We start from the raw sequence: 20,473 nt of genomic DNA on the forward strand, positions 1-20,473 counted from the left end.
GTACATCTTTCCAGTCGCTGGAAAGATGTTCTGCACGCCAAAGATCGTAGCTCTTCTGGAGGTTGAGCCACAAGCCTGGTGTCGTGCTTAGGGCTCGTGAGAGCCTAAGGGCCATGTCAGGAGTCACTGAACCTCGCTCATTCAATATCTTTGACAAGGTTTTTCTGGATACGCCAAGTGTTTCAGACATGCTGGTTATAGAAATGTTTAGTGGTTCCAAATAATCTTTCTTCAGAATATATCCGGGATGGGATGGCTGTCTTTTCATTGTCATCATAATAGTCACCTTTTAATGGTAATCATCATAGTCAACGACATAAGCATCGCTATCTATGAATTTAAAAAATATTCTCCAATTTCCCGAGACCCGGACGGAATATTGTCCCTTAAGTTTTCCTGATAGCTTATGCAGGTAGGACCCTGGGAAGTTCATATCAATTATGTCATTTGCAGCGTTCAGTCGATCCAGGATTCTGGATATTTTGTCTGCATGCTCGGGACTAATGCCTCTTGTTGATCCATAATAATAAAATACTTCAAGTCCCTTATGCTTAAAGGATTTAATCATACAGAATTATGTAACCGCAATGGTTACGAATGTCAACCTTTGAATTCATTAAATGTCCGGAGCAAATGATATGACCGATGTAGGTAGCACACGAATTGACCGATCCAAACCTCATTACCAGTCTTCAGAATAATTGGAAAGGACTACCTTAGAAACAGCCGGAGGCCACGCTTTCATTATTCTGCAAGCCTTGAAAACGCTTTCTCCAGATCCATCATCTCAACCGGCTTGGCCAGGTAGTCATTCATGCCTGCTTCAAGATATTTTTCTCTGTCACCCTGCATTGCATAGGCAGTCAGAGCAATTATGGGGATATCCTTTTTGATCCCCGGATCAGTTGATGAGCGGATGATTCTTGTAGCCTCGACTCCGTCCATGACCGGCATGCGAATATCCATCAGGATTACATCGAAATCCTGGGCTTTAAGTAAGTCAAGAACCTGCTGGCCATTTTCAGCAAGGGAAACAGTGTGCCCCATCATCTCCAGGATCTTCTGAGTGGTATACTGATTTGTGGGATCATCTTCAGCCAGTAGAATGCGCAGACTTTTCTCAGACTGAAGTAAAGGTTTTGTCTGATGATGCTTGGGAGCTGACTCTCCATCTGGCAACTTGAAGGGTAAAACAACATAAATGCTGGTTCCTTCCCCTACCTGACTGGTAATATTGATGGTTCCGCCCATGAGGTCCACTAATCTTTTAACTATGGCCAGGCCAAGGCCTGCTCCTTCATATTTTCGGGTATAAGAACCCTCCAACTGGACAAAGGGCTTGAACAGGTTTTCAATCTTGTCTTCAGGTATGCCAATGCCGGTATCTGATATTGTGAACAGTATCCGGATATCACTATTTTTGCCTGGGGGGATGAGCATCATGTCCATATTCACCGCCCCATGATCAGTATATTTGATGGCGTTGCCCACCAGGTTGAATATGATCTGGGAAACCCTGGAAGAATCACCGATTACTGATTCTGGAAGGGCCTTGCCCATTCTAAAGTTCAGGGAAATCCCCTTTTGGCCTGCAGTAATCTTTAACAGGTCATTCACAGAATGCTGCAGTTCCATCAGGCTGAACTCATCTTCCTGGGTTGTCATTTTTCCTGCTTCAACTCTGGACAGATCAAGAATGTCGGATAGCAGTCTCGTCAGGCGTTTGGCTGATTTAGTAGACAGGTCTACGAACTCCTGCTGCTCCCTGTCCAGTTCACTCATCTGCAGAAGTTGCATCATGCCCATGATGCCATTTATGGGAGTTCGTATCTCATGGCTCATATTGGCCAGGAATTCAGACTTGGCTCGGGTAGCGGCTTCGGCCTTTATGCGGGCTTTATCGAGTTCTGAGTTTTTTATCTCAAGATTTCTGGCATTACGCTCAAATTTTTCATTGCTTTCCAGCAACTGCAACTCCGATCCCCTCAGCAGACTTTGCCCGATCCATAAGCCAAGCAACCCAAGAACGCCGATGAGCGCATGAGCAGCAACAAGCCCTGCTTTCTGTTCTCCGGATTGAGCAAGGTAAGGTTCCCAGGGTACGGAAACACTTATTCCGCCATAAATATCACCTACTGCATAACCCTGATGCCCATGACAGCCAAGACAGTTTTCATGTGTCATAAGTGGCTTCATAAACCGCAAATATTGGCGGCCATCCATGGTTTCAACTGAAGAAGTACGATCTGCGCCCTGCTCAAAGGACAGCAGGGCTTGGCTCTCCCATTGGTCCGGAGCGTTTTCCGGACGGAGGGGGTTGAGGCTGGTGATGTTCCCCAGCATATTGTACTGCTCAAGGCCCAGTTCGTGCACCTGGCGGGTCATGTAGGCCGGGTTGACAAGGGTCAGCTCCATGCCGGTAGTGGTAATCACATCCCGGCCAGGTATATATGCAAGGTAGGGGTTGGCCGGGGTGGTTTCAGTGGGCTGGACATATACTCCACCTTGCATGGCAGCCCAATGCCGGTAGACAACATCTTTTTCAAAATATGCCCTGGCTTCATTCTCAGCCAGGGACATGGTTATATTATTCACTTGGTTCCAGTTCCAGGCCAGGGACGCAGCCAGTACAACTACCCAGATTACTGCAGCAGCCAGGATCAGACGGTTTGTGGTTAAAGAAGAGGTCAAAGAGCGTTTGGCCTGAATATTCTTGTTGGAAGGAAGGGTCATGATCAACTCCGCAAAGGAAAATAATTATCAAGAAGGAAAAAGCCCTTTCTGGGAAAATTAACTTGTCGCTAAAATCAATCTGAAATGAGAATGTATTTTTGGAAGAAGGATGAAAAATCGGCAGGGGCAAGATTACGTGCATTCATTTACAGAAGTCCAAAATTGCCTGAATTGTCAAGCTTTCTTTTGTCATTCTTCAGAGTAATTGATAAGAACTATTACACATGCTTAGCCTTTATGTTGTGAGTTGGGTTATGCATAAAACATACGATATTTATGATGTACCCGGCAGTGTAAAATACACCTTTGTCCCTTTGCTCGGCTCACTTTCCAACCAGATTCTGCCGCCATGCTTTTCCACAAATTCCTTGCACAGGACAAGTCCCAGGCCGGTTCCTTTTTCGCCGTCTGTGCCCAGTTGTTTCTTGCTTTTATTAACAGAAAAGGCAGCATTCAGAATAGCTTCACTCATGCCAATGCCATTATCACTGATGCAGACTTGAACATCAGTGCCTGTCTGGCTGGCGGTAATGGAGATAATGCCGCTGCGATTAGCAAACTTGACCGCATTAAAGATAACATTGCGGAGAACTGTATTGATCATGGGCTGGTCAACCAGCACTGTAAGGTCATGAGGGATGTCGCACTTTAGGGCAATGTCCTTTTTTTCAGCCACATCCAGGGCTGTATGCAGACTTGATCTGGCCAGTTCATAAAGGCTGTATTCTTCAGGGCTGAAATTCATGCCACCCTGACTCATGCGTGCCCATTGCATGAGATCATTTAACAGCTCCAATGCATTTTTAGAACTTTTATGCATTTCAGTCGATATGAGGCAGATTTCGTCCAGAGATAAAAATTCCGCATCTTTAGAAAGGATTTGAGAGGTGCTGAAAATTCCGGAAATGGGGGATTTGAGATCATGAGCAATGATGGTGAATAGCTTGTCTTTTTCTGCGTTTACTTTTTCAAGCTGCTGGTTGATCAGACTGATTTTTTCCTCGGCCATTTTCTGTTGGGTGATGTCGCGAGTAATGGATAGAACATATTCTACAGAACCGTCTGGTGAAAATTCCGGTACAATGCGGGAATGGAAGTATATTTTCATGAGGGGGCCAGGAAAATCAAAAAACATTTCTGTTTCCTGGCCTTCCTGGAATACTTTCTTTAGTTTACTGTTCCAGAATTGTACTTGCTCATCTGGCATGTGCAAATCTTCATTGGTATTGCCAATAAATTTATCCTGCTGGATTCCTGAATATTTTTCAATGACCTTATTTATGAAGACATGTCGAAGGTGTCTATCAAAGCGGGCCACAATATCCGGTGCATTTTCCGCCAGAGCAAGATATTCCTCTTCACGGCGGCGCAATGCGATTTCAGCCTTCTTACGTTCGGTTATATCCCTGCAGAAGCAGACAAACTTACCCCCTCCCACTTCAATACAAGACACGGAAACCTCAACATCGAAAGCAGTACCGTCTTTTCTTCGATGCCTGGTCTCAAAACGCTCACTGCGACCAGCATTAATTCTTTTAAGCCGAGTCTTGGTTTCACTGGGGCTTTCCAAAGCCTCCAGGTCCGGAATGCTCATTTGAAGAAGCTCGTCCCGAGTGTAGCCCGATATGCTGCAGAAAGCTGCATTGACATCCAGCACTCGTCCCTGCTCGTTTAGAGTCAAGAAACCATCCTGTGTTGTTTCCAGAATCGCATTCAGGTACTGCTCCCGTTCCCGCAGAATACTCTCTGCGCGGACCTGCCTGCTGACATCGCTGACAGCAACTAGCATGGTTTTAGAAGCTTTACCTCCTGAATGCACTTCAAATTCATTCTCCAGCCTGCCGAAACATCTAACCACCAACTCCCCGGATACCCCTTTAATACGGAAATCCAGATGTTTTCCGTCAGGATGTCTGAAAAAGGCATGAAAACGCCCGTAAAATGCCCCTTTATCCTCCGGAACAACATACTCAGCCAGGCTCGCCCCAATAATTTGATGTGGCTCGAGACCCAGCATGACCGCAAAGGTCTGGTTAGTCCTGACAATTATGCTGTTTTCATCAATGGTCAAATAGCCTAAAGGAGCATCATTATAGAGCCTGGCAAACTGGTCTCTGGTAAATTCCAACTGTTTCTGGGCGTAACGAAGCTCTTCGTTTTGCATTTCCAACTCAATCTGGTGGACTCGCAAATCATGGATCAGGGCCTTTATCTCATGGCTTGAAAGGTCGTCCATTAAGAATTCTTCCTGGTCCAGACGGGATTCAGCTTTATCCCTCAGGATACGATGACTTGTGTCAATCAAGGCAATCATGTCAGGCACTGAATCGAACGTGTCCTGCCATTGATTATCAGCTGCTTTGCGCTCTGTAATGTCGGTCACAAAGCCCTGATAATGTGAAATACTCTCGTCTTCAGCATAGACTGTTCTAATGTTCTCTGAGGCCCAGAAACGGGAGCCGTCCATGCGAATATGTTCGCATTCGTAGTTTCTGACTGTTCCTTCATTGGCCAAAAGTCTGTTAACGACAGGAGGATCTTTGGGATCAGCGAACAATTCAGCGCCAATGTTCTGGACCGAAGTCACCAGGTCCTGCGGATCTGCATACCCATACATATCTGCCAGGGCGTGATTGGCGTAGATTAAACTGCCTTCCGGTGTGGAGGTGAACACGCCTATTGGGGCGTTCATCAGGATGTCATGAGGATCAGAAATGACGGGTCGGGCAGGCTCATCAATATTTTTGGATGATCTGGGCATGGTCAACTCCAAAAGAGAGAAATTACTTAGAAGAAAAAAACAAGGCTTGATGCCTATGTTTTGGAGTAAATTAGTCTGTCGCTAAAAGCAACAAATACTAAAATAAAAATTATGGTTGGAGCAGCGGATAAAAATGAGGTACTGTGCAAGACTGCGTGCATGCTCTGAGAAAAGTTCAACCCTGCCTGAATTGTCAAGCCTTGATTTGCTTGTCTTGATAATTATTGAAACAGATACTCAGTATATACATCCGGACTGTTGCTACCAAGTCTAAACTTTCTTGTCTCCAAAGAACTTGCTGAACGCCCTATGAAAGTCCTCAATGCTGACGGGCTTCCCTATGTAATCATCCATTCCGGCCTCCAGAAAATTTTCCCTGTCGCCGGGCTGGGTATGGGCGGTAACTGCAATGATAGGAATATCTTTCTTTGCGCCTATGGTAATTAACTCCCTGATTGCCCGGGTTGCTTCAACCCTGGTCATGACCGGCATTTGAATGTCCATAAGGATGCAGTCGAATTCCTTTTCCCGAATGATCATTTTTCCAGCTTCAATACTGGAAAGGTCCAGAATGTCCGATAACAGCTGGGTAAGTCTTTTCGCTGAAATGTTACCCAGGTTGATCAGTTCCTCCTGATCCTGGTTCAGTCCTGTTGCTGACAGCAGCTGCATCATACCAATTATTCCGTTCAGCGGAGTACGGAGTGCATGACTCATATTGGCCAGGAATTCGGACTTGGCCTGGTTGGCGACTTCTGCTTGTTCCTTATGCTTGATTAAATTTTGATAATTTGCCTGGTCAGAAGGACAAAACAGTATCACCTTTCACCTGACTTGCCCGGTAAAGTAAAATACACCTTTGTCCCTTTGCCCGGCTCACTTTCCAACCAGATTCTGCCGCCATGCTTTTCCACAAATTCCTTGCACAGGACAAGTCCCAGGCCGGTTCCTTTTTCACCGTCTGTGCCAACCCTTCTCTTGCATTTATTAATAGAAAAGGCATTAGACAGAATAGCCTCACTCATACCAATGCCGTTGTCACTGATGCAAACTTGAACATCAGGTCCTGGCTGGCTGGCGGTAATGGAGATATTACCGCCACAATTTGTAAACTTGACCGCGTTGAAGATCACATTGCGGATAACAGTATTGATCATGGGCTGGTCTGCCATCACTATGATATCCTCAGGGATTAAACACTTGACTGTAATATTCTTTTTTTCAGCCACATCACAGGCTGTATACAGACTTGATCTGGCCAGTTCATAAAGGCTGCATTTTTCAGGACTGAAATCCATGCCCCCCTGACTCATACGTGCCCACTGCATCAGATCATTCAACAAATCTAATGCTTTTTTTGAAATCTTTTGTATTTCAGCCGATATATGGCTGATTTCTTCCAAAGATAAAGAGTCTGGTTCTTCCGCGAGAATTTGCGAGGTGCCGTACACACCAGCCATGGGCGATTTGAGATCATGAGCAATTATGGTGAAGAGCTTGTCCTTTTCAGCGTTAACCTTCTGGAGCTGTTCATTGATGGATTTAATTTTGTGTTCTGCTTTTTTCCTTTCTGTTATATCATACAGAATACAGTGAGTTCTAATAAATTTTCCTTCAGTATCGCGTTGAGTTCTGCCCTCGAGCAATACGAATATGGACTGGCCGTTTTTATGAAGAAGCTCAATATCTCCCTTAACACAACCTCTATATTTGAATTCTTCAAATGTTTCAGGATACTTGTGCCTGGTCTGTTGCGACCATAACTCACCGAAGTTTTTTCCAAGAATTTCAAAACGCTCATAACCTAACAGTTGACAGATCCTGTCATTTACATCGATGTAGCGACCTTCTTCATTCAGAGACTGATAGGAAATAGGAGAATTTTCAAAAAGAGATCTGAATCGTGCTTCACTTTCAATTATTAACTTATGGGCCTGTTTAAACACGGTTATATCCTGAACAGCACCAAACATGGCTGCAGGTTTTCCTTTATCATCCGTCTCAATTAGTCCCCTGGCATGGACATGCCTGATGTCACCTGTATCCTGTCGGACAATACGATATTCAATGTCACAGGGCTTATCATCTTCTATAGCCTGAACAAAAGCTTTTTCGATGGCAGGCCTGTCTTCAGGATACGCGATCAGGAGGAGTTGAGGAGTGGTTAGCTTGTTATCCGTGATTCCATGAATTCTTTTACAATTGTCCGACAGCAGCCAGGTATCGTTTATGATATCCCATTTCCAGCTTCCCGATTCAGTCAATTCCTCTGCTCGAACCATCATTTTCTGGCTATTAGACAAAACCAAATCAGCCTGCTTGCGCTCGATGATCTTTCCCAGACGTTCGGCAATGGCATTGAGCAGTTGCCTTTCCTCCTTGAGGAATGGCCCTTCGTCCATGATGGGACGTTCCTCAAAATAGCACACTTCAATCATGCCGACAATCTTTCCGTGCACCTGCAGGTCTGCAGACTGCCGCCAGTCAGTTTCTCGAAAATTTGCTGTCAGATATTCTTTTTCTTCAACAATGACACGCGCGCCAGCGACCTCAGAATGTTGCCAGCCATTCGGCATAAGATTTACTACCCCCTGTAGTATCTTATCCGCATTCTCTTCTTGCTCAATCAATTTGCTGATGCCGTAGAGGCAGTTCAATTCTTTGAGACGCTCTTGGGTGACTGATTCGGCCTTTTTTCTATCAGTAATATCCGAGACGAACCCTTGATAGGCCACAATATTACCGCCCTGATCCCTTACAGCCCGGGCATTCATGGATACCCAAATCCAGGTCCCATCCCTTCGGTGCATGCGGCATTCGTGGTTGGCCACCTGGCCTTGTGCTTCCAGCAGATTAATGAACGACTCCCGGTCCTTGGAACAGGCATACACCTGCGCGGCAATATCCGTGATGGATTTGATCATTTCTCCAGGTGAATCATAGCCGTACATCCTGGCCAATGCTGGGTTGGCGGTAAGATATTTCCCTTCCGGCGTAGATATGAAGACACCGATAGGCGCATCCAACAGGATGTCATGAATATCAGGAAAGTTAGCTGAGTCGCAATGAACATTTTTCTTGAAATAACTGGGCATGATTAACTCCAGTTAATATGTTAAAAAAAGAAGAAGGAGAACATAGACCAGAGAATTGTATTAGTAACTTATTGCCTCAATCCTGTAGAAAAAAACAAGAAAATTTTTAACCCTGACAAGAGCAATAATACCCAAGATCCTTATTCTTCAGCCTTCAGTCTTCAGCAAACGACAACCAGTGCTTCCTTGACCGCTTTGAAAGAATAGCACCCTATCTCCCAGAACTTAGCAAGTAGCTTCTCCAGGTCGCATGAGTAGGAGGTAAAATATAACAAAAAATATCATGGCAGGCTTCAGATGTCACTATGAAAAAAATTTCATATGCTTCAAGATGCAAGTATGTTAAAAAAGCGGACAGGAAAGAAAGAAAGTTTACCGTATCGTTCTGTAACTGTTCAGAACTGGCCTAAGTCATAGCCATAATAATATGTTGTATAATGCTGGTATTAGGATGGGTTTTTGAGGTCGTTTTGATGCAGTGGTTGGGTCTTTCAAGTTTTATTCCTTACCATCTACTTCTCTTGGCTCGGTAATCAGCTTTATACCTTGAAGAACTTCTTGAAACCGTCCGAACTTTAAGGATCCGATTTTTTCTGATAGATCACTTTTGTTTACTGTGAATATTTGAGAAATATTGACCACACTTTTTTTGGGTAAATTTGCTTCGCCCTTTTTCAGCAAGACATTCCCCGGCGCAGCTGCCCTTTTAAGATTGGATGTTAAAGGACAAACAATAACTGTATTGATACGGCTGCGATTGAAAAGATTATTTTGAATAATGACATGAGGATGCCGGTATCCTGGCTCGGATCCGGAAGGCTCCGTAAGATCTATCCAGAATATGTCGCCTTGATTAATTACCATTGATCTTGAACCATGTTGCTATGTCTGGAACGCATCGCTGTTTTAAGAGATGCTTCTTTTTCGTCTGTGACATCGTCATATGCGGAGTTGATAGCATCCAGCAGATCTTTGTTTTTATGACGTTGAATAAACTCTTTTGCCGCCAGCGAAAAAATACGACTTCGAGACATGTTCATTTCATCAGCCAAGCTGTTGATCTGCTCAAATAATGGTTTTTCGATTGATATTGCGGTTTTAACACTTTTCATTGACTACACCTCCTGATAAAAAAAGTATAACCGTAGGTATGATTTATGTCAATACCTGTTGCTGTTGTTCTCTCATGTCAATCTGGGATAAGGATATGTTCTCTATAGCCATACAGCAAACAACTACCCTGAATTCACAGACCAACATGAGAAAAAGTAACGTCTATGGCCAGGTATTTACACCCAAGCCAGAACCTTAAAAAAACACCTTCCTCTTAAGATTATCGGAGATATGGAAAAATAATAGCAAGAGTATTTATGAACTCATCCCGTTGTAGTGAAGGCTGGGTTGCTTCGGTCAGGATGCTTTGAGTAGCCTGGTTTAAAATACATGGAGACAAGACTGTGTGCATTCAAAGAGAGTTTAACCCTCTTGAAATTATCAAAAATTTAATCTGAAAGTCTCAAAAAAATTGAATGTAAAAAAACTGTCATTGGAGATTTAAGATTTGTTAATATCGGTTTGAGGGCCGGTGGAGGTTTTGTGGGAGAGCATGGGAGTTATTTTGTCTTGATATCTGAGGATATTTTTCAGGATATGCGCTGTCCCGGGTCAGACCCGGAACGTATCGTACGTCCTCAAGCCTTTCAAAACTGCTCGCAAGTAATGCAGGGGCAGGTGAGGCAGGTCGTTGCCTATAAGTACGACCTTTATCGGCCTGTTAACACTCAATTTATGTAAAAGCCGGCTCCGCTTTTAGGTCGTCTGGACTGCTGGCAGGTTACAGCCTGTAACAGGGACTGTCCAAGCCTTGTGCAAGCCAAAACTGCGTCGGAATTGTCTTCATAACGAAGAAACATATTTTTCCTGACTCTGGTAAAATTTTCAAACTGCTCTTTTGGCCAGTGCAGGGCAGGCATGCCCACCGGGCATTTGGCACCGTATCCGCAGGAAAAACAGGGCGGGATATCTGATTTGAAAAGGGCGGTTCCGGTCACATGGAAGAAATAAATATCTTTCAGATAGGAAATAATATTGCCAGCAGCTTTTTCCGGCTCTTCTCCACCTACAGCCACAACTCCAGCGGGCATGCCTCGCAGAACCGAATTCTGATGATAATGGACAAAAAGTCTTTCCAGGAAAATATGGGCTATGGAATTCATAATGCCGTTATAATTAACTGCGCCCATGATCAAACCTTTGGCCCGGGGAAATTTTTCAAACACAGCAGATAGATCGTCCTGCTGGACGCACCTATTTTTTCCGGCACATTTGGCGCATCCAAGGCAGGGGCGCATATTCAGTTCAGCCAGCCTTATGAGCTCATATTCAAGGCCTGTACTCTCAGCAGTCTTGATAACCATTCTCTCAAGATTCCCCCCAGGTTTGGGGCTGGAATGGATTGCCAGAATCATTAGATTATTCCCCCAAAATGAAATAGTAATATGGACTATTATTAAGGTTTTTTCTTTAAACTAAAGTTTCACGGTTTTCGTGAAACTTCAGTCTTTTTACTTTTAACGGGATAAAATCAATTATCATTGATCTAAGCTCAAGACTAAGTGCATGGTCTGAGAGAAGTTTAGCCCTTCTGTAATCGTCAGGCTTACTTTTGGAAGTCTCAACAATAATACGAACGGCTACGCCATGCCCATCACAATGTATCGTATAGCGATTGCGCTCAGCGCCCCCATGTACGAGCGTTCGCTGGCGGCATTCTAATATTTAATTAATGAAAATGCTCTGATATTGTTCGTTTATTGATCGAGTCGTTCCGATATCTGCTTTGGATCCTGGCGACAATCAAGTACGGCTCGGACACGCGCAAGGCCATCCTCAATGCGGTAGTACACTGCATAAGGAAACCGCTTAGAAATGAGACGATGATATCCGTTGTGAATGGTATGAATCCCCTAAGTGTGCTTACAAGTAACTATAATCGTTTTATCAATAAAATCAAGGCATTATAGCTTTATCATGCAGATTGCTTCGGTCGCTTAGGCTCCTTCGTGGGTGTCAGATTTTGAGCAACTACATCTGTAACACCACATGTGTTATTGCGAGCGAGTCTTCGAGCGCGGCAATCTCAAACGTGTTGAGGTTGATTTTTTAGTTACTCACAAGTTCGGTCCCGGTCCCCCAAGTGAGGAGCTTCTAAGTAACTGGAATCATATTATCAATAAAATCAGATACTTACAAAATTCAGTATATTTTCTTTTGTTCCCAGGCTCCAGCCTGGGAACACCTATTTTTTTGTGGCTCCAGCCACATTTTGAAGAAGCGGCTGGAGCCGCAAGAGTAAGACGTCCCCAGGCTGGAGCCTGGGAACGAGGTGTATGAGTTACTCACAAGTTCGGTCCCGGGCGGCCCGGGACCAAACCTGCGAGTAACTTTAGGATACTGTCACTTTTCTGGAAATTGGGACAGTCCCCGCAAGGTACTATAAAACAGATTGATGCTGCATTGGTGTCTGGTAGAGATTTGTTTTAATGGAAAAATTTACACAGCGAGGGACAGTCCCTGTGCCAGGCGTAAGGTTCCCATCTTTGACGGAACTTTTCTGGCAAATGTGCATTAATCAAAGCAAAAATCGTCAAAATATGAAAATTATAACCATCTGATTTTATTATCAAAACGATTGTAGTTACTTGTAAGCTCTTCACCCGGGGGACCGGGACCGAACCTGGGAGTAACTTTGCGGTTTCAGGGAAAATGCAATAGAGTTATCTGATTTCAACAGGTAAATTTTCGTTCAATTTGAGCCAGCCTTTGGCAACTCTGTAGATAAACCAGAAGAACAAAGCAATGAATATAATAAATCCAACGCCGATAATAGCTGTTACAGTAGCAATAATACTCCACATGAGAGAATACCAGAATGTTCTAATTTGCCAGGTGAAATGGCTTTCTAAAAAAGTTCCCTGAACATCAGAACGCTTGATATAGTTCATCACTATGGCAATAAAGATCGTAACACCAAAAATGATTGAAGCTGCATACAGGGCGTAAATCAGGGTAGTGACTCGTTTATTTGCTGCTATTATGTCATTATGCTGGTCTGGAAACTCAAAACCCATATCAATTAACTCCAGAAAGATGGATTATCATGAGGTATCTAATGCGGGCTGTGCCTGCATCTCAGTTATCAGATAACAGTTATCTGATAATTGTTATCAGCGCAAGGCAGTGAATTCAGCTTTTTGTTCTTCAACAATTAACTATTAACTATTAACTATTAACCATTTTTTTACAGGATTGAGGCGGTAAGTTGCAGTTACTAATCAGTGATCAAATACCATCCGCACCTTGTGCTTGTTTTCTGTGCTTTCCAGATGTACCTGATCTGCATATTGACTGATCAAAAAACCTGAGAGCCTGGCCAGTGCTGTGTCATCTGTCAAAAGTTCCTCTGGACTGGGTCGCCTGTGGTCAAGAATGATTGCTTTACCAGTGTAATCCATATCAACCTGGATTTTGAATTCGTCAAAATACGCTTCCAGGCGGACCTGACCCTGAGACAATTCCTGGCCGATCAGGGACTCATGCAGTTCAGCGGCCGCAGTTCCTGCTTTGCGGATGACCCCGGGCCGAGCTCCCCATTTACCACCCATGTCCACAAAAAAGTCATGAATTTTTTGCCCGGAAGCACTGACACCACTTAAGACCAATTCAGCCCTGTTGCCGACTCCAATGCGAAAGAGCAGGTTCAGCAGCACCCCGCTTATGGCTGTCAGGGCGATGGACGATCCAAATATTGGTTTAAAATGATCTGGCAAAGGGGCATAAATCTCTGGAGTTACCAGCACGCTCATGCCCATGATCAAAGAAATACCCACCACAAAAGTTTTACGTGAATCAATCATTCTGGTCATGACTATGGACCAGCCAGTGACAATCATGAAGCTGGCAGCGTAAATGATGATGGACCCGATTACCGGAACTGGCATATGGCTCAAAACAAATGCCGGCTGAGGCAAAAAAGCCAGGGCTATGAAAAAAATACCCGTAGCATATCCGATGTAGCGACTGGTGGCCCCGGAAGCAAAAGACATTCCAATGTTGGAGGATGAAGCGGCCAGCCCGGTGCCTCCCAGTAGTCCGGCTGCTGCAGTACCCAAACCCTCGGCATTAATCCCGCGCTGAACAGAATGCATGTCCACCCGCTTCCAGCCCATATCATTAATTTTCTGACATGTAATCACGTCGCCTGTCAGTTTCAGAGACGAACATAGAGCGGCAATAAAAAACGGCAGTATAAATGCCGGATCAAAGGCCAAACCCGGATGCACTATCTGGGGCAGATCCACAAGTGGCAGTTCTCCCAGCTGATTGCGCATCTCTTGAGGCAGAATTCCCAATGCATAAGCAGAAACATAGCCAAAGACAATGCCTATGAGGATGGAGTACAATTTAAAGCCATTCTTCCCCCATACAGTCAACCCCACTATTGTCGCCAGAGTACCCATGCCCACAAGTACTTCCTTTAACTCCATCAGCGTCTCCTCACGTCCCAGACCAAAAAGAGATTTGACTGCGTACGGGGCAAGAGCCAGTCCCACCATAGCTACCACCAGTCCTGCAACTTCGGGTGGGAAAAGCACACGCAGCCTGCCAAAGACGCGAGACATCATAACCTGCATGAATCCAGCTGTAGCAGTCATGCCGCATACAAGAGCCAGCCCCCCGGTTTGGGCAGCGGTGATAGAAGCTTGAAAGTAGATAAAGGAACTGGTGTGCAAACAAAAATAGCCTGAGCCGAGTCCCCATTTGCTGGTTGCCTGAAGTATGCTTGCCAGTCCTCCTGCAAGCAGTCCCACAGTTACCAGAGATCTGGTCATGGCAGCATCAGCTCCAAGGGCCTGAGCAAAAAATACTGCTGCCATCAGACTGGAAATAAGCAGAGCACCGTGCTCCACACCGAGAACAGCAAGGGTCCAGACTGAAGGGCGATCATTAACACCGTACATCAGATTCGGATGAGTCAGGGGTGAACCTTGAGAATCCGCTTTTTTCATTATAACTCCCTTCGGAAGATATGAGGCAGCAGTTCAGCCCTTTTTGAGGTAATCCGGAGACAGGCACTCAAGTGAGCACCAACCGATTATTTATACGTCTCACTTATGATGCAAGTTAATCCCGGAAAAGCCAGTCCCCGTGTCACATATAAACTCTGATATGGTTGTCTCATCCATCAGACTTCTTGGATTGACGGTGTGGTGTCAAGCCATGAAGTCTGAACTGTTACCTACGGCGAACAAATTTTACCTCGCTTTTATCTTAGCCAAAGCCTTTCCCATGACATCCAAGGCATCTTGAATTTCCTCGTGATCCTGTAATTTCTGCGTCGCTGCTTCGAGCTTTTCCACGACCCCGTCAAGGCGTTGGATTAAACCTTGCAGCTTAATCAAATCAACTTTTGCATCTACTTCCTCGCTCTTTGTTATTTTCTTGAGCGGGGCTTCCTGATTTTCCTGACTCGGTTCAACCATCTGACCTTCATTGGCATTGTAGGCTTCCACTGCCAGATTGAGTATTTCTGTTGTAGTGTACTTTCCTTGTTCAAGCCTTTCTACGTAGCCTTTACGAGACAGTTGAGAGACACCGTCAGCTACTTGTTTTTTAGTTAGGGTCGATTCAAGTTCAGCTGCAAGATCATCAAGTAAAACAGGGGCATCATGGGCGGAGCGTTTTTGCACAAGTCGTGCGATTTGGCCTTGCTGAGATTCTAAATTCAGCATGGTAGAAATTTTTTTGTTATTTTTTATTAATGGTTTCGCCCATAAGACAAACTTGTTTCCAAGATTTTGTTGATCATCTGACAGTGCAAGAGATGATTTAATTTCCGGATGTTTCAATGAAATTTCTCGGCGTGTGTTTCCGATTATCACCTCACAGCCCAGTTCCAGAGCCAACTGACTAATTTGCTGCACAGACATGTTTGGAGTAATTTTTAATGTGTTCATAAGCAAATTCTAACTCGTATGTGTGTAAAAAGCAACAAGTAAACTCTTGCTTCCGACTCCGGTGGGGTCTAAAGAGTGTAAAGCAACTTTTTTCGGCTTAGATCAACCAGCTTGATACTAACCATGATCCCAAACTGGCTGGTATTTTTCGTATTTATCAGATCCACTTGGCTGCAGATCAAAACATGGAATAATATCTACAAACTTTTGCTCCGGATCACGCTGGAGCATAAATCGCCGGACCTGTTTACGAAAAGATGATTCGCGCTGTCGCTGTATCAATCCCATTACCTGCCCATTAAGGTAGCGCCTGTCTTTACTATTCCTGGAGGTTTTTTATTTGATAATTTTATGAACATATGACAGTATAGATTTTGGACCGTTAAATGTCCTCGTGCAAAATCTTGGATTTATCGCGCATTTTAAGCCCTTAGCAACTTACCGTTTCAATCTGTAGAAAAACAGAAATTGTTACCAGTTAATAGTTAATAGTTAATTGTTAATTGTTGAAGAACAAAAGGCTGAATTCACTGCCTTGCACTGATAACAATTATCAGATAACAGATAGCTGCGTTGAGGGCACAGCCCGCATTAGATTAAGTTCAGAATCAAGAAGTGGTGAAATGTTTTCAACCATTTTGTCCACCCCAGCTCGGTTGGGATGGAGGCCGTCAGGAAGTGTCAGGTCAGCATTTCCTGGTATACCTGGCATAAAATCCTCAATAAACTGGACCTGACGCGAGAGTGCAACCTGCTTAAATGCCTGATGAACTTCTGTGCTGTAGGCATCACTATGATCTACAAGACACTCAATTCCTGCCAGAACAACTTTTGCACCATGATCATTGCAGGCATCAATGATTTTTTCCAGATTGGTCTTGACCTCACCTGGCATTAACCCGACAAATAAGTCGTTGGCTCCAAACTGAACAATCACCAGGTCCGGTTTGTGTCTGAGCAGGGATTGCAGTCGCATAAGCCCATCATGGGTTGTATCTCCTGAAACCCCTCCATTGATCACCTTAATCTTCCAACCATCTTTTTGCAGACGTTTTTCCAGTCTGGATGCAAATGAATCTTCCGGAGTAAGTCCATATCCGGCAGTAAGGCTGTCTCCAAGGGCTAAAATTGTGATCATGCACTCCTCGCATTGTATTCAAAATAATCAATTAAAATAGATGATTAAAAAAAATGACTGTCCAGATATCTTTTATATTTTTTAAGTTGATTTCAATTCCTTAATAAGTAATTCCAGTTCCTGAGTTTGAGACGTAAGATCATTGATGGATTGTTTTGACTGTTCCATAACTTCGGCACTCTGTATGGCAATATTTTTGATATCGTCAATACTTTTGCCAACCTCCTCGCTGGCTGCAGACTGTTCTTCCGTGGCAATGGCTATGGATCTAACCTGATCTGCCGCCTCTTCAATGAGGCGTACAATCTTACCCAGCGCTTCTCCGGAACTGTGAGCAAGTTCGGTAGCTTTTTCAACAGCCAGCACAGCATTGTCCATGCCCTTAATATTTTCCTCAGTGCCGTTTTGAATTGAATTAATGGCTTCTCCAACTTCCTTGGTGGCGGTCATGGTTTTTTCCGCGAGCTTGCGCACTTCGTCAGCAACAACAGCAAATCCTCTGCCGGCATCACCTGCCCGGGCAGCTTCAATAGCAGCGTTTAGAGCTAAAAGGTTTGTCTGGTCGGCAATATCATCGATAACATTCATTATTCCGCCAATATGTTCGGCGCGATTGCCAAGTTGAGCCAGACTATCCTTGACAGAGGCAGACATATCTTGAACTTCTTTAATTGCTTCAATGGATTTTTTAACGATATGTTCTCCATTGCCTGCTTCCTGCTGGGCCTGATCTGCTCCTTTTGCAGCATTGGAAGCATTTCTGGCCACTTCAATTACCGTGGCGTTCATCTGTTCCATAGCTGTTGCTGTTTCAATTGTGCGATTTCGTTGTTCTTCTGAGCCTTGATTGGACTGTCTCACCTGATCTGAAAGATCATTAGAAGCTTTGCTGATGGTAAAAACTATGTTTTCCAATTGTGAAGCGGCATGATTCATTCCTTCTGTCTTGGCATTTTCTGCCATTTCTCTGGCCTGATTGGCCTCTATTGTAGCTTTGGTGGCTTTTTCTGATTCCTTAAGGGCCTCGCGTGCTCCATCTTGGGCTTCTTTAATTTTGGCCTTGAGATTTTCTACCATCTTATTTAGAGCTTGTGCCAGCAAACCAATTTCATCATTGTTCTTAATGGTCAGATTCTCATTAAGGTTTCCCTGTGCCACTGACTGGGCATAGCTGGTAGCTGAGGTTATAGGACTGGCGATACTTTTGGAAAATATTGCTCCGGCGCCAATCATTACAGTTCCTATCAGCAGGCTGACCCACATTATTGATGATAGTATAGCCTGTTGAGCGCTTTCAATGGTTTCCCTGTCAGTACCGAGAAAATACATGCCCACTGTTTCTCCCTGCAGGTTTTTTATGGGCCAGTATGCTGTATCATACCAGATATTGAGTATCTGATTCCGATCCAGAAAAGTTTTTGAGTTTCTAATGACTTTGTCCAGCACTGCTTCATTCTGCATTTTTGTTCCAACAGCGCGCTGCCCGTTACTGCGAATGCTAGTTGAAAGTCTTGTATCCCCATCAAAAATTGTGGCCTCCACCCCCAGTTTTTCATTAATGGCATCTACAAAAGTATTGGAACTGAAATCCGTTCCCAGAGTAATCACTCCTACTATTCGTTCAAAAATCTTGACAGGATAGGCAGCTCTTAGAGAAAGACCAGTTTCCCTGCCTGCTTCTATACCGGCAACAGGTTGATCCTGAATTGCTTTTTGAAAAGAAATTCTGGAAGAAATATTGTCATCTTTAAACTCTGAATGGCCTCTATAAAGGACATCACCTTCAAAGTTGGAAAAAATAACCAGATCAATGTAACTGGCCTGCATCAGTTCATCAGCAATGTTGGATAAAACTCGGCTGCTACTGGAGTAAACAGCTGAAGCCAGCTGATGATCCTGGGCTGATCGTCTTGCATTTTCCAGCAAATACTGTTCAAGATCTCTAATCTCGTACTTCATTGCTGATTGAAAGTTTTCAATGGTCTTAATTGACTCTTGATCAAATCCTTGAGACACAAAATGTTTAGTAGTGAAAAAAACTGCTGTGCCAAGAAGCAATACAGTTATTCCTACCATTATTAACAGTTTCCAGAAAATTGAAATGCGCATTTCACCATCCATTTAGTTTGTTTATTGGTAAATGTTCACCATGTGCAGAGCCAGCTTTTTTTAACCATTAAGCCCAACAAATTTTAATTACCGGCCCCGGCAATCCATCTTAATCTGTGAACTAAAAAGGCCTGGATTCCCTGGTCAAGTTGAGAAATGACTGAATTAGACGCTGCATGAACGTGGTAAACAGTTACGTTTAGTATAGAGTATTTATTCAACGTGGCACCCAGGCTGTCACAGATGTAGTTCACGTACCTTGCTTGCAGACTGGAGCCCGGGAACCTGAAGTGTAAGTTACAGGTTAGTTCTGGGGCCGTCCGGGTGAGGGGCTTTTTACTCTCTAACAATTTAAGAATAACGTGGCAAAGGTCGGCTTATGAATCATCTGTGATGTCATGCACTTCACAAGTCTTAATTGTATACTTCGCAAGCTGGTAAATATCAATGTTTTTTTTGGAGGTGTTTTGAGCGAGCTAAACTCTGGTCTGGACCTCAAGAATGACGGCTCCTGAAGGTGGATTTCTGGATTAAATTTTTCCGCTAACTTCCATGGAAGGTGAGCAAACCATATATTGTTCTATGATCTTGCCGAAGAAAAGGGCATTGACTTTGATCAGACAATGGGTTTTATTTACTGGAAGAGGAAAGGAAATAGAGGAACAGTGCTGATAAGAATATTTATTCCATCCTGGCAGGGAAATACGCAAAAATGGCTGGTGGGTGGCTTGAAGCCAGTAATTTTTTAGTAGCATGTCAGGGTGAGCAGGCCCGGTGAAATATGACTGAACTCAATGCGCGCTTCTGGGAAGTTTTTTTCGAAGTTTACGAGAACCTGCCGCGTCAGGGTCCGGGAAACCGAACCTGTGCCGCCCAGGCGTTAGAGTTTTGCCGTGAGCTGCGAAAATCACCAGCGGTACTCGATTTGGGATGTGGTGTCGGAGCGCAAACTTTCCATCTCTCAGAATTATTGCCAGGCTCGATAGAGGCTGTCGATAACCATGCCCCATTTATCGCAATTCTTCAATCCGCTGCTGCTGATCGGGATTTATCTCACCGGATAAGGGCGCGGGTTGCGGACATGGCTAATCTGGAATACCAGCCGGGCAGCTTCGATCTCATTTGGTCGGAAGGTGCGCTTTACAGTATCGGTCTCCGTAACGCCCTTGGTATTTGCTATGGGTTGTTGCGTCCTGGTGGCTACCTTTCTTTTACCGACGCAATCTGGCGCAAGGAGAACCCGCCTTCTTCAGTCAAAGACAGTTTCGACATTGATTATCCGACCATGGGGTCACTGGCTGATGATTTGGCGGTGATACAAGACACTGGATTTAAACTCATCGATCATTTTACTTTGCCTGATGCAGCGTGGTGGGATGATTTTTACACGCCCATGGAGACTCTTATCAAAGAGTTGCGAGACAAATATGCCAACGATGGAGAAGTCTCGGCCATACTCCATCAGCTTGCAGCGGAGCCTGAAATGCATCGTCGTTATTCAGATTATTATGCCTACGAGTTTTTCGTGGCACGCCGCCCTCTTGCATCTGTTGATGATTAAGATGATCGAATAATACACTTCAGCGGACGCGGACAAGCTGCGCATGCGGCTGGCGTTCAG

Annotated in this window: 16 protein-coding genes; 1 reads left to right on the top strand and 15 read right to left on the bottom strand. The window is 44.3% G+C overall.

The features are described 5' to 3' along the window. From LZ23_RS16920 to LZ23_RS16990, 15 genes are all read right to left on the bottom strand, one after another. The coding region (locus tag LZ23_RS16920; protein WP_198146034.1) for a HigA family addiction module antitoxin at positions 1-277 on the bottom strand (277 nt) is incomplete at its 3' end. A 12-nt stretch (positions 278-289) separates the two neighbouring features. Further along, a complete protein-coding gene (locus tag LZ23_RS16925) occupies positions 290-568 on the bottom strand; it encodes a type II toxin-antitoxin system RelE/ParE family toxin (RefSeq protein ID WP_045211767.1) in 279 nt (92 codons plus the stop codon). 176 nt (positions 569-744) lie between these two features. Then, the gene (locus tag LZ23_RS16930) at positions 745-2,733 is read right to left on the bottom strand and encodes an ATP-binding protein (RefSeq protein WP_052507472.1); all 1,989 of its coding nucleotides are present in this window, start codon (positions 2,731-2,733) and stop codon (positions 745-747) included. 274 nt (positions 2,734-3,007) lie between these two features. Continuing rightward, positions 3,008-5,494, bottom strand: a complete 2,487-nt coding sequence (locus LZ23_RS16935) for a PAS domain S-box protein (RefSeq protein WP_045216134.1) — start codon at positions 5,492-5,494, stop codon at positions 3,008-3,010. Between the two features lie 270 nt (positions 5,495-5,764). Continuing rightward, a complete protein-coding gene (locus LZ23_RS16940) occupies positions 5,765-6,316 on the bottom strand; it encodes a response regulator (RefSeq protein WP_045216136.1) in 552 nt (183 codons plus the stop codon). Continuing rightward, complete coding sequence (locus LZ23_RS22900; protein WP_052507473.1) at positions 6,313-8,589, bottom strand: PAS domain-containing sensor histidine kinase; 2,277 nt, start codon at positions 8,587-8,589, stop codon at positions 6,313-6,315. Before LZ23_RS22900 ends, LZ23_RS16940 begins: the two co-directional genes overlap by 4 nt. Before the next feature lie 498 nt (positions 8,590-9,087). After that, entirely contained in the window at positions 9,088-9,453 is a 366-nt protein-coding gene (locus tag LZ23_RS16950) for a type II toxin-antitoxin system PemK/MazF family toxin (protein ID WP_045216138.1), read from the bottom strand. Next, positions 9,447-9,701 carry a CopG family transcriptional regulator gene (locus LZ23_RS16955; protein WP_045216140.1) on the bottom strand — a complete coding sequence of 85 codons (255 nt, stop codon included), beginning with the start codon at positions 9,699-9,701 and terminating at the stop codon, positions 9,447-9,449. The genes LZ23_RS16950 and LZ23_RS16955 overlap by 7 nt, the downstream gene beginning before the upstream one ends. A 669-nt stretch (positions 9,702-10,370) precedes the next feature. Further along, the gene (locus tag LZ23_RS16960; protein ID WP_045216142.1) at positions 10,371-11,057 is read right to left on the bottom strand and encodes a flavodoxin family protein; all 687 of its coding nucleotides are present in this window, start codon (positions 11,055-11,057) and stop codon (positions 10,371-10,373) included. A 1,308-nt stretch (positions 11,058-12,365) separates the two neighbouring features. Then, the gene (locus LZ23_RS16970; RefSeq protein ID WP_045216145.1) at positions 12,366-12,719 is read right to left on the bottom strand and encodes a DUF4870 family protein; all 354 of its coding nucleotides are present in this window, start codon (positions 12,717-12,719) and stop codon (positions 12,366-12,368) included. Between the two features lie 204 nt (positions 12,720-12,923). Continuing rightward, a complete protein-coding gene (locus LZ23_RS16975; RefSeq protein ID WP_045216147.1) occupies positions 12,924-14,657 on the bottom strand; it encodes a solute carrier family 23 protein in 1,734 nt (577 codons plus the stop codon). Positions 14,658-14,903: 246 nt separating this feature from the next. Continuing rightward, the gene (locus LZ23_RS16980; protein WP_045216148.1) at positions 14,904-15,605 is read right to left on the bottom strand and encodes a hypothetical protein; all 702 of its coding nucleotides are present in this window, start codon (positions 15,603-15,605) and stop codon (positions 14,904-14,906) included. Positions 15,606-15,722: 117 nt separating this feature from the next. After that, the gene (locus LZ23_RS24265; RefSeq protein ID WP_157493304.1) at positions 15,723-15,893 is read right to left on the bottom strand and encodes a hypothetical protein; all 171 of its coding nucleotides are present in this window, start codon (positions 15,891-15,893) and stop codon (positions 15,723-15,725) included. A 265-nt stretch (positions 15,894-16,158) separates the two neighbouring features. Further along, positions 16,159-16,743: an arylesterase gene (locus tag LZ23_RS16985; protein ID WP_045216150.1), complete on the bottom strand. Its 585-nt coding sequence runs from the start codon at positions 16,741-16,743 to the stop codon at positions 16,159-16,161. A gap of 81 nt (positions 16,744-16,824) precedes the next feature. Beyond that, positions 16,825-18,852 (bottom strand): methyl-accepting chemotaxis protein, encoded by a 2,028-nt coding sequence (locus LZ23_RS16990; protein WP_045216311.1) that lies wholly within the window; start codon positions 18,850-18,852, stop codon positions 16,825-16,827. A gap of 781 nt (positions 18,853-19,633) precedes the next feature. On the opposite strand from LZ23_RS16990, the gene LZ23_RS16995 reads away from it, so the two are divergent. Then, positions 19,634-20,413 carry a class I SAM-dependent methyltransferase gene (locus LZ23_RS16995; protein WP_045216151.1) on the top strand — a complete coding sequence of 260 codons (780 nt, stop codon included), beginning with the start codon at positions 19,634-19,636 and terminating at the stop codon, positions 20,411-20,413. Positions 20,414-20,473 lie beyond the last annotated feature (60 nt).

Origin of the sequence: Desulfonatronovibrio magnus (assembly GCF_000934755.1) — a bacterium.
Taxonomy (GTDB): domain Bacteria; phylum Desulfobacterota; class Desulfovibrionia; order Desulfovibrionales; family Desulfonatronovibrionaceae; genus Desulfonatronovibrio; species Desulfonatronovibrio magnus.